Here is a 10,442-nt window from a genome sequence, read left to right on the forward strand (position 1 = left end):
ACTCCCCGGCGACTCTCGATCCCAAGGAGCCCCAATGGACTTCGCGCTCGACCTGATTGCCAACGTCTCCCGCTGGTGCCGCGGCCATTTGTCCGACATCGCCCTGGCGATCATGGCCACCGTGCTGGTGCTGTTCGGCCCGGCCATCAACGCCTGGATACAGCAGCGCATCGGCAGCCTGAACTTCGTCTTCCGCACCTTGCTGTTCGTGCTGATCTGCGCCGTCGGCTACGGCCTGGCGATGGTCTTCGTCACCCCGTGGCTGGCCAAGGGGCTGGGTTACTTCAACAACTACACCCTGGCGCCGATCCTGCTGCTAGTGTTCTTCGTGATTGGCATGATCGCCGACCGCAGCTGAGCTGCGTGCCTCCGGCGGTTGGCCCCACCGCCGGAGGACACATGAAACCGATCAAACACCTCTACCTGCACTTCACCGATGGCCAGCGCCTGGCGCTGCGCTTCCCGCAACAAAGCGACGACCCCACCGAAGTGGCCCGCGGCATCCGCAAGCAGATGGAGTCGCCGGCCATCGCCATCGAAGTGGACGGCGACCTGCTGATCATTCCGCGCACCAGCATCAAGTACCTGCAGATCAGCCCGGCGCCGCTGCGCATGCCGGAGACGACGGTTTTGGGGGCCGAGTTGATCGAATAGCGCACTGCGCCTTCTCTTGGCAGGAGCGAGCTTGCTCCTGCAGGTCACAGTATGCAGATAGACAAAGGCCGCCTCGCGGCGGCCTCTGCTTGCCTCAGTTCCCCTCGCGGCGCAGCGCCTGCGGGGTGAAGTCACGCGGCCCCAGCGGGGCGTTGAAGTCGTACATCGGCTCGTTGTTGTCCAGGCCGTCGACGAAGTAACGCGCGCCCTCGAAGTCGTACAGCGCCTCCAGGGTGCTCGCCACCATGGGCACATCGTAGTAATTGATCGGGTGCACTTCCTGGGCGCGGATCAGCTTGCCATCCTGGTTGTAGATGTCGGTGGCAAGGATCTGCCAGCTGTCTTCATCCAGATAGAAGCGGCGCTTGGCGAACGGATGGCTCATGCCCTTGCGCAAGGTCGCCTCGACTACCCAGACGCGGTGCGGCTCGTAGCGCAGCAGCTCGGGATTGAGGGTCTTGGTGCGCAGGATGTCGGCATAGGGAATGCCCTTCTGGTGCACCGCATAGCTGTTGTAGGGCACCAGCATCTCGCGCTTGCCCAGCAGCTTCCACTCGTAGTGGTCCGGCGCGCCGTTGTAGACGTCCACGGTGTCGGCGGTGGCCAGGCCGTTGGTATCCGGTTGCAGGCTGTCGTAGGCCAGGCTCGGCAGGCGGCGCACGCGCCGCTCGCCGCTGTTGAAGCGCCAGGCCTTGCGGATCGACAGCACCTGGTCGAGGGTCTCCTGCACCACCAGCGCGGAGCCGGCCAGCTTGGCGGGGGCGAGCACGTTGTACTTGTAGTAGAACAGCGTGTTGTTCAGGTCCTGCGGGGTCATGCCCTCGCGGCCGTAGTTGAAGTACACGTAGCGGTCGAGCTTGAGCAGGTTGTAGCTGCCGCTGGCGAGCACGGCGGCCTGGTTGGTGACCAGGTGAATCTGCTCGCCACGGTAGCGCATGATGTGGTTCCAGATCGCTTCCAGGCCACTCTTCGGGACTGGGAACGGCACGCCGGCGGCAGCGCCCTGCACGCCATTACCGTCGGCGATCAGCTCGGCATTCTCGGCGTTGACGCGGTTGGCGTCGTAGATGCGCTGGGGCAGCGAGGCACTGCGGCGGCTGGGGAACACGCGCAGGTAGTAGTCCGGGTTCTCCTGCAACAGTGCCTGGGTGCCCGGGGTGAGCAGGGCCTGGTACTGCGCCAGATTCTTGCTGTCGACCTTGTACTGCAAGGCATCGCCGGCATAGGGATCGATATGGTGGGTGCCGGGTTGGTAACCGGCCGGAGGCGTGGCGATGCCGCCCGTCCAGGCCGGGATGGTGCCACTGGCGTTGCCGGCCTTCTCCGCCCCCATCGGCGTCAGGTCGCGGCCCAGTCGCGCCGCCTCGGCAGCATCGACCTTTGCCTGCGTCGGCAGGGCCCACACCCCTGCCACCAGCAGTACAGCAAGTTTCTTCAACACAGCAGACTCCTTTGCGGCGGACTCCTGTCCGCCACTCTTATTTTCGTCCGCGGCGGGTGCCGCTTTTGTCAGGAGGTGAGGGTGGCCTTCCCGGCCGCCGGGTGGTCCCGGTCTAGTCGATGTTCATCCATGAAAAAGGCCTGCTGGGCAGGCCTTCGGGTGGTTCAGTCGACGCGCTCGAACTTGAGGTCCCAGACGCCGTGTCCGAGTCGCTCGCCGCGGCGCTCGAACTTGGTCACCGGACGCTCCTCCGGGCGCGGCACGTAGGTATTATCCGCCGAAAGGTTGCGGTAGCCGGGTGCGGCATTCATCACTTCCAGCATGTGCTCGGCATAGTTTTCCCAGTCGGTGGCCATGTGCAGCACGCCGCCCACCTTCAGCTTCTGCCGCACCAGCTCCGCCCAGGCCGGCTGGACGATGCGGCGCTTGTGGTGGCGCGACTTGTGCCACGGGTCAGGGAAGAACAGCAGCAGGCGGTCGAGGCTGGCGTCGGCCACGCAGTCGCGCAGCACTTCCAGGGCGTCGCAGCTGTAGACGCGGATATTGGTCAGGTTCTGCGTGAGCATGCCGTTGAGCAGCGCGCCAACGCCCGGACGGTGCACCTCCACGCCGATGAAGTCCTGGTCCGGCGCGGCGGCGGCCATCTCCAGGGTGGCGTGGCCCATGCCGAAACCGATCTCGAAGGTACGCGGCGCCTGGCGCCCGAAGACCTGGTCGAAATCCCGCAGGCCGTCGGCCAGCTCCAGGCCGTACTTCGGCCAGCCCTGGTCGAGGCCGCGCTGTTGGCCTTCGGTCATGCGCCCGGCGCGCATCACGAAGCTCTTGATGGTGCGCATCGGCCGGTTTTCGCCGTCGGGCTGGTTTTCGGGCTGATTCTCGGGAATGTCACTCATGACTCGAACCTTGCGGGTAAATGCACGCGCGGGCCGGCTGCCCCTGGCAAGCCGGCCCGCGCGTTGATGTGGAAATGCTTAGTTGATCAGACCGGTCATCGGCGACGACGCGCTGGCATACAGCTTGCGCGGCATGCGGCCGGCCAGGTAGGCAAGGCGTCCGGCGACGATGGCGTGCTTCATGGCCTCGGCCATCATCACCGGGTTCTGCGCGTGGGCGATGGCGGTGTTCATCAGCACGGCCTCGCAACCCAGTTCCATGGCGATGGTGGCGTCGGAGGCGGTGCCCACGCCGGCATCCACCAGCACCGGAACGGTGGCTTCTTCGAGGATGATGCGCAGGTTGTACGGGTTGCAGATGCCCAGACCCGAGCCGATCAGGCCGGCCAGGGGCATCACCGCGATGCAGCCGATCTCGGCCAGCTGGCGGGCGATGATCGGGTCGTCGCTGGTGTACACCATGACGTCGAAGCCGTCCTTGACCAGCACTTCGGCGGCCTTGAGGGTTTCGACGACATTGGGGAAGAGGGTCTTCTGGTCGGCCAGGACTTCCAGCTTGACCAGGTTGTGGCCATCCAGCAGCTCACGGGCCAGGCGGCAGGTGCGCACAGCCTCGACAGCATCGTAGCAACCAGCGGTGTTCGGCAGGATGGTGTAGCGATCCGGCGGGATCACGTCCAGCAGGTTCGGTTCGCCCGGGTTCTGCCCGATGTTGGTGCGGCGCACGGCGACGGTGACGATCTCGGCGCCGGAGGCCTCGATCGCCACTCGGGTCTCTTCGAGGTCCTTGTACTTGCCGGTGCCGACCAGCAGTCGCGAATTGTAGGTACGGCCGGCCAGGGTGAAGGGCTTGTCTACCGGCAGGGTGGAGGAAGCTTGGCTCATCGGATCACTCCTCAGGAATTGGGAAAGCTTTGCGGGGCCTGAAAGATGTGGCGGCGGGCTCTAGCCGCCGCCGATGGCATGCACCACTTCCACCTGGTCGCCTTCGCTCAGGGCGGTGGCGGCGTGCTGGCTGCGCGGCACGATGTCCAGATTGAGCTCGACCGCGACACGCTTGCCGGTGAGGTCGAGACGCTCGAGCAGGTTGGCGACGGTCTGGCCGTCGGGCAGCTCGAAAGATTCGCCGTTCAACAAAATACGCATGGGCGGGACGGTCATTGCTGGAGGGGTCGGCATTCTAGCCCGATCGCGCCCGATGACCAAGGCATCGGGCGCCGCAGCCTGGTTTTTCTGACGTCCGGGTCAGCCCAGGCGCGCGGCCGTGGCAAACAACAAGGCCCAGCCGACGAGGAAGAACAAGCCGCCGATCGGCGTGACGATACCCACGCTCAGGCCCGCCAGGGTCAGCAGGTAGAGGCTGCCGGAGAACAGCAGGATGCCAAGGGCGAAGGCCCAGCCGGCCCACTTCACCAGCGCACCGCCGGCCTGCACCGAGAGCAGCGCTACGCCCAGCAGGGCCAGGGCATGCAGCATCTGGTAGTGCACGCCGGTCTGGAACACCGACAGGTACTCCGGCGTGAGGCGGTTTTTCAGGCCGTGGGCGGCGAAGGCGCCAAGGGCCACGCCGGTGAAGCCGAAAAAGGCGGCGAGCATGAGGAAGATACGCAGCATGCGAAAGCTCCAGGCAGATGAGTGCCGCTATAATGGCCCGCTCATCCATCCGGGCAAAGTATAGGGTCTGTTACCGTTTCGGCGTGGCCGCGACGGAACCACATTTTGCGCAGGGCAAGGCACGAGGAGAGTGGTTTGGTCATTCCAAACGAACGACGAGTAACGCGGCACTGCACAAAATGCGGCCCGTCCCTTCGGGTTGCGTGCCAAATCACGCCATGCGTCGTTGCGGGACTTGCCAAGGGAACAACCATTGCCTGCGTCCCGCGCCTAGCCTGGCGTGATTTGGCACAGCAACGCGGCTCACGACGAAACGGTAACAGACCCTAAATGCGCACCTGGTTCCGCCGCCTGTTCAAGTTCGCCCTCTGGTTCGTCGCCGGCAGCGTGGCGCTGGTCATCGTCCTGCGCTGGGTGCCGCCGCCGGGCAGCATGCTGATGGTGGAACGCAAGATCGAGTCCTGGTTCGATGGCGAACCGATCGACCTGCAGCGCAGCTGGCGCCCCTGGGACGAATTGCCCGAGGACCTGAAGATCGCGGTGATCGCCGGCGAGGACCAGAAGTTCGCCGAACACCACGGCTTCGACCTGCCGGCGATCCAGCAGGCGCTGGCCCATAACGGGCACGGCGGCAGCGTGCGCGGCGCCAGCACCATCAGCCAGCAGGTGGCGAAGAACGTCTTCCTCTGGTCCGGCCGTAGCTGGATTCGCAAGGGCTTCGAGGCCTGGTTCACCCTGCTGATCGAGACTTTCTGGCCCAAGCAGCGGATTCTCGAGGTCTACCTGAACAGCGTGGAGTGGGACTCCGGGGTGTTCGGCGCCCAGGCCGCCGCTCGCCACCACTTCGGCGTCGACGCCCAGCGCCTGTCGCGCCAGCAGGCCAGCCTGCTGGCCGCCGTGCTACCCAACCCGCGCAAGTGGAGCGCCAGCCGCCCCGGCGCTTACGTTCGCCAGCGTGCCGCGTGGATCCGCCAGCAGATGTGGCAATTGGGCGGTGGCGACTACCTCGACCGCCTGTAATCCCGCGTCAGGCCAGCGACTCAGTGCGGCCTGGTCTTCTCGAAGGTACTGCGCGGCACCACACGCAGCCATTGCAGCAGACCATCCTTGTGCAACAGCGTCAGACCTCGCTCGGGGTAGACCCAGGCTTCGCCGGCATCGGTCTGCAGGCGCAGCCTGGGGTCGCCCAGGCTGACCGCCAGGCGGCCGACGGCCAGTTCTTCCTGCGGCGCCAGCGCCAGCTCGGCCACCGGCTTGCTTTCCAGCTGACGCATCAGCTCGGTGCTCAACGGTTGGTCCTTGCTGCCGGGCTGCACGCCGGTGGCCTTGGCCAGGCTGGCATGTTCGGCCGCGCTCAGCTTCAACTCCGCCTCGACGTGCCAGAGCCCTTCGTCGGTGTGCAACTGGCCGCGATAGGACAGTTGCGGCCCGTCCTGGCTGGCAGTCAGCCAGAGTTCACCCGGCAGCCGAGCCTGGACTTCGTCCAGCGTCAGGCGGTCGTCAGCCAGCGGCTCGAACACCTTCTCCTGCCACTCACCGAACCAAAGCGGCGGCTTGGGTGGCGCCGAGGTGCGGGCGACCCAGGAACCCAGGACGAACGCCAGCACAGCAATGACGAGGAAGAACATCCCGTAGACGGGGCGAATGCGCGGCATGGAGCTCTCCGGTTGCGCAGGCAGAAAAAAACCGCACCAGGGGTGCGGTTCTCGGACTCACCGGGGCGCGTCGAAGCCGGTCAGGCTTCGATGCGACCCTTGAGTTTGTTCATCGCGTTCTTTTCCAGCTGACGGATGCGCTCGGCGGACACGTTGTACTTGGCCGCCAGGTCGTGCAGCGTCGCCTTCTCCTCGGCCAGCCAACGCTGGTAGAGGATGTCGCGGCTGCGCTCGTCCAGGCCTTCCAGCGCCTCGTGCAGGCTGGCGGTGGAGCTATCGCTCCAGTCCGCTTCCTCCAACTGGCGCGCCGGGTCGTAGCGATGGTCTTCCAGGTAATGCGCCGGAGACTGGTAGGCACTTTCGTCGTCGGCGTCGGCCGCCGGGTCGAAGGCCATGTCCTGCCCGGTGAGACGGCTTTCCATCTCGCGGACTTCACGGGCCTCGACGCCCAGGCTTTCGGCGACGCTGTTCACTTCGTCGTTGCTCAGCCAGGCCAGACGCTTCTTCTGGCTGCGCAGGTTGAAGAACAGCTTGCGCTGCGCCTTGGTGGTCGCGACTTTCACGATCCGCCAGTTGCGCAGGATGAACTCATGGATTTCCGCCTTGATCCAATGGACGGCGAACGACACCAGGCGCACACCCATTTCCGGGTTGAAGCGCTTCACGGCCTTCATCAGGCCGACGTTGCCTTCCTGGATCAGATCGGCCTGAGCCAGGCCGTACCCGGAATAACTCCGGGCGATGTGCACGACGAAGCGCAGGTGCGCCAGAACCATTTGCCGTGCCGCTTCCAGATCTTGCTGATAGAAGAGGCGTTCGGCCAGTTCGCGCTCCTGCTCCGGCGACAACAGCGGAATGCTGTTCACCGAGTGCACATAGGCTTCCAGGTTTGCACCGGGAACCAGGGCATAAACAGGTTGCAGAGAAGTGGTCATGCGAATCCTCCGATTCACGAAACTCGCGCAGTGTAGCACTGCGAAATCTGACTGCAAGCGGGTGTAAAAGTTCCTTTACACCCGCTTAACCCCCCGTAAATTCAGAGGGTTTCAGCGCGGCGCCAGCTCCCGCAGGTGGCGCGCCACGGCCAGCCAGGCGCCGATCCAGCCCAGCAGCACAGCGCCTACGGTGAGCGACACGCCGTCGTCCACCGGCACGCCGGCGAGGCCGAAATCGCTGCCATAGAGCCCGGCCAGATTGACCACTGCGTCGTTCAGCCAGTTCAGGCCGAAGGCCAGCAGCGCCCAGGACAGCACGCCCGCGCCCAGGCCATACAAGGCACCCATATAGAGGAAGGGGCGGCGCACGTAACCGTCCGTCCCGCCGACCAGCTTGATCACCTCGATTTCGTTACGGCGGTTTTCAATGTGCAGGCGGATGGTGTTGCCGATGACCAGCAGCAGGGTCAGCACCAGCAGGATGGTCAGGCCGAAGACGAAACGGTCGCCCAGCTTGAGGATCGCCGACAGCCGCTCGACCCAGACCAGGTCCAGTTGCGCCTGTTGTACGCCGGGCAGCTCGGACAGGCGTTGACGCAAGGCATCCAACTGGGCCTTGTCGATCTGCTTGGGCGTCACCGAGATCACAGCCGGCAGCGGGTTGTCAGGCAGTTCCTTCAGAGCTTCACCTAAACCGGACTGTTCCTGCAGCTCTTTCAGCGCGTCGTCACGGCTGATCAGCTGTGCCTCGATCACGTCGGGCATTTTCTCGATCTGCTCGCGCAGGTCCTGGCCCTGGGTCTCACTGGCCTTCAGGTCGAGGAACAGGGATATCTGCGCGGCGCGCTGCCAGGAGCCACCGAGGCGCTCGACGTTGCCCAGCAGCAGCGACAGCCCCATGGGCAAGCTGAGGGTGATGCCCATCACCAGGCAGGTGAAGAAGCTGCCGAAAGGATGGCTGAACAGGCGGTGCAGGCTGTCCGCCAGGCTGGCGCGGTGGTTTTCCGCATAGGCGGCCAGCGAGGCGCTCTGGTCCTGATTCTCGTGCTCGTCCGGGCGCTCGCGGGTGCTGCGCTGCGGCGTGCCCTCTTCCGGGCCATGGGGCAGGTCGTTGGCGCTCATCAGGCGGTCTCCTCGCGGTCGGCGATGATGCGGCCGCGCTGCAGGGTGATCATCCGGTGGCGCATCCGCGCGATCAGCGCCAGGTCGTGGCTGGCGATCAGCACGGTGGTGCCCAGGCGGTTGATGTCTTCGAACACGGACATGATTTCCGAGGCCAGGCGCGGATCGAGGTTGCCGGTGGGTTCGTCGGCGAGCAGCAGGGCCGGGCGGTGCACCACCGCGCGAGCGATGCCGACGCGCTGCTGCTGGCCGGTGGAAAGGTCGGACGGCAGGTCCTGGGCCTTCTCCTTGAGATTCACCCGCTCCAGCGCTTCTTCCACGCGGCGGGCGATCTCCGGCTTGGGCAGGCCAAGGATCTGCATCGGCAGGGCGACGTTGTCGAACACGCTGCGGTCGTTGAGCAACTGGTGGTTCTGGAACACCACGCCGATCTGCCGGCGCAGGAAGGGAATCTGCGCGGTGGAGATGCGCGACACGTCCTGCCCGCCGAGCAGCAGCTTGCCGGAGGTGGGCCGCTCCATCGCCAGGATCAGGCGCAGCAGGGTGCTCTTGCCCGCACCGGAGTGGCCGGTGACGAACATGATCTCGCCGCGGGGCACGCGGAACGAAATCTCGTGCAGGCCGACATGGCCGTTGGGATAGCGTTTGCCAACCTGCTCGAAACGGATCATGCGATCTCCCGGGTCTCGAAGAGTGCGCGGACGAAGGCATCGGCCTCGAAGGTTCGAAGATCGTCGATGCCTTCGCCAACGCCGATGTAGCGGATCGGCAGACCGAACTGCTTGGCCAGGGCGAAGATCACCCCGCCCTTGGCGGTCCCGTCCAGCTTGGTCAGGGCCAGGCCCGTGAGCTCAACGGCGTGGTTGAACTGCTTGGCCTGGTTGATGGCGTTCTGCCCGGTGCCGGCATCGAGCACCAGCAGGACTTCGTGGGGAGCCGTCTCGTCCAGCTTGCCGATCACCCGGCGCACCTTCTTCAGCTCTTCCATCAGGTTGTCCTTGGTGTGCAGGCGGCCGGCGGTGTCGGCGATCAGCACATCCACGCCACGGGCCTTGGCGGCCTGCACGGCGTCGAAGATCACCGAGGCGGAGTCGGCGCCAGTGTGCTGGGCGATCACCGCGATGTTGTTGCGCTCGCCCCAGACCTGCAGCTGCTCGACGGCCGCGGCGCGGAAGGTGTCGCCGGCAGCCAGCATGACTTTCTTGCCGTCCTGCTGCAGCTTCTTGGCCAGCTTGCCGATGGTGGTGGTCTTGCCGACGCCGTTCACGCCGACGACCAGGATCACGTAGGGCTGCTTGCCAGACTCGATGGCCAGCGGCTGTTCCACGGGACGCAGCAGGCCGGTCAGTTCTTCCTGCAGGGCCTTGTACAGCGCCTCGCTGTCGGCCAGCTCCTTGCGCGCCACGCGCTTGGTCAGGTTCTGCACGATGGTGGTGGTGGCCTCGACGCCGACGTCGGCGGTCAGCAGGCGGGTTTCGAGTTCGTCCAGCAGGTCGTCGTCGATGGCCTTCTTGCCCAGGAACAGGCTGGCCATGCCTTCGCCGATGCTGGCGCTGGTCTTCGACAGACCCTGCTTGAGACGGGCGAAGAAGCCGAGCTTGGCCGGTTCGACGGCGGCAGGTTTGGCTTGCGATTCAGGCTGGGCTTGAGGCTCAGCCTGGGGCACAGGCTGCAACTCCGGCTGGGCAGCCACGACAGGCGCCACCGGCGCGGGCTGTACCGGCACTGCCTGTACCGGCGCGGCGATCGGAGCCGGCGGCGGCTCGACGGGCTGTACGGCTTGTACTGGCTCCACGACCGGCTGCGGCACTTCGACAACGACCGGCGGCTGCGGCTCGGGCTGCTTTACCGGTTCGACGGGAACGCTGACGGGCACCACGTCGAGCACCGGCTCGGGGATCGGCTCGGCGCGCGGGGCTAGCGGCTCGGCCTGGGCAGCGGGAGCCGGCTCGGGCGCGGGAACCGGTTCGGCGGCAACAGGCTGCTCAACCTGCGGCGCGGCTTCGGCGGCGGGTTGCTCGTCGGCCTGCGGCTTCTTGCGCCACCAGCTGAACAGTCCTTTCTTTTCCCCGGCTGGCGGGGCTTTCTTGTCGTCGTTGGAACCAAACATGTAGGGATCGAATCTCTA

Annotated in this window: 13 protein-coding genes; 3 read left to right on the plus strand and 10 right to left on the minus strand. The window is 65.6% G+C overall.

Going from position 1 to position 10,442, the window contains the following annotated elements:
- The first annotated feature begins 34 nt into the window (after window positions 1-34).
- Window positions 35-358, plus strand: coding sequence for a DUF3392 domain-containing protein (locus ACNFBT_RS06040; protein ID WP_207887084.1), 324 nt, complete (start codon window positions 35-37; stop codon window positions 356-358).
- A gap of 41 nt (window positions 359-399) precedes the next feature.
- A complete protein-coding gene (locus tag ACNFBT_RS06045; protein ID WP_416747421.1) occupies window positions 400-654 on the plus strand; it encodes a hypothetical protein in 255 nt (84 codons plus the stop codon).
- Between the two features lie 94 nt (window positions 655-748).
- On the opposite strand, the gene ACNFBT_RS06050 is transcribed toward ACNFBT_RS06045, so the two are convergent.
- From ACNFBT_RS06050 to ACNFBT_RS06070, 5 genes are all read right to left on the minus strand, one after another.
- Complete coding sequence (locus ACNFBT_RS06050; protein ID WP_416747423.1) at window positions 749-2,095, minus strand: DUF1329 domain-containing protein; 1,347 nt, start codon at window positions 2,093-2,095, stop codon at window positions 749-751.
- A 164-nt stretch (window positions 2,096-2,259) separates the two neighbouring features.
- Window positions 2,260-2,931 carry a tRNA (guanosine(46)-N7)-methyltransferase TrmB gene (gene trmB / locus ACNFBT_RS06055; protein ID WP_416748292.1) on the minus strand — a complete coding sequence of 224 codons (672 nt, stop codon included), beginning with the start codon at window positions 2,929-2,931 and terminating at the stop codon, window positions 2,260-2,262.
- A gap of 135 nt (window positions 2,932-3,066) precedes the next feature.
- Window positions 3,067-3,873: a thiazole synthase gene (locus ACNFBT_RS06060; protein WP_152219462.1), complete on the minus strand. Its 807-nt coding sequence runs from the start codon at window positions 3,871-3,873 to the stop codon at window positions 3,067-3,069.
- 60 nt (window positions 3,874-3,933) lie between these two features.
- Window positions 3,934-4,134, minus strand: a complete 201-nt coding sequence (gene thiS, locus ACNFBT_RS06065) for a sulfur carrier protein ThiS (RefSeq protein WP_275609782.1) — start codon at window positions 4,132-4,134, stop codon at window positions 3,934-3,936.
- A 99-nt stretch (window positions 4,135-4,233) separates the two neighbouring features.
- The gene (locus ACNFBT_RS06070) at window positions 4,234-4,602 is read right to left on the minus strand and encodes a DUF423 domain-containing protein (protein ID WP_416747425.1); all 369 of its coding nucleotides are present in this window, start codon (window positions 4,600-4,602) and stop codon (window positions 4,234-4,236) included.
- Window positions 4,603-4,932: 330 nt separating this feature from the next.
- Between ACNFBT_RS06070 and mtgA the strand changes: the two genes are divergently transcribed.
- Window positions 4,933-5,622 carry a monofunctional biosynthetic peptidoglycan transglycosylase gene (mtgA, locus tag ACNFBT_RS06075; protein WP_416747427.1) on the plus strand — a complete coding sequence of 230 codons (690 nt, stop codon included), beginning with the start codon at window positions 4,933-4,935 and terminating at the stop codon, window positions 5,620-5,622.
- Between the two features lie 20 nt (window positions 5,623-5,642).
- Here the strand turns inward: mtgA and ACNFBT_RS06080 are convergent, their stop codons facing one another.
- The 5 genes from ACNFBT_RS06080 to ftsY form a co-directional block, all read right to left on the minus strand.
- Window positions 5,643-6,257 (minus strand): hypothetical protein, encoded by a 615-nt coding sequence (locus tag ACNFBT_RS06080; RefSeq protein ID WP_416747429.1) that lies wholly within the window; start codon window positions 6,255-6,257, stop codon window positions 5,643-5,645.
- 80 nt (window positions 6,258-6,337) lie between these two features.
- Entirely contained in the window at window positions 6,338-7,192 is an 855-nt protein-coding gene (gene rpoH, locus ACNFBT_RS06085; RefSeq protein WP_416747431.1) for an RNA polymerase sigma factor RpoH, read from the minus strand.
- Window positions 7,193-7,303: 111 nt separating this feature from the next.
- Complete coding sequence (gene ftsX / locus ACNFBT_RS06090) at window positions 7,304-8,314, minus strand: permease-like cell division protein FtsX (protein WP_416747433.1); 1,011 nt, start codon at window positions 8,312-8,314, stop codon at window positions 7,304-7,306.
- A complete protein-coding gene (ftsE, locus tag ACNFBT_RS06095) occupies window positions 8,314-8,985 on the minus strand; it encodes a cell division ATP-binding protein FtsE (protein WP_416747435.1) in 672 nt (223 codons plus the stop codon). The genes ftsX and ftsE overlap by 1 nt, the downstream gene beginning before the upstream one ends.
- On the minus strand, window positions 8,982-10,424 hold the full coding sequence (ftsY, locus tag ACNFBT_RS06100; RefSeq protein WP_416747437.1) for a signal recognition particle-docking protein FtsY: 1,443 nt from the start codon (window positions 10,422-10,424) through the stop codon (window positions 8,982-8,984). Before ftsY ends, ftsE begins: the two co-directional genes overlap by 4 nt.
- Between the last annotated feature and the right edge of the window lie 18 nt (window positions 10,425-10,442).

Origin of the sequence: Pseudomonas sp. NY15181, assembly GCF_048068055.1 — a bacterium.
Classification (GTDB): domain Bacteria; phylum Pseudomonadota; class Gammaproteobacteria; order Pseudomonadales; family Pseudomonadaceae; genus Pseudomonas.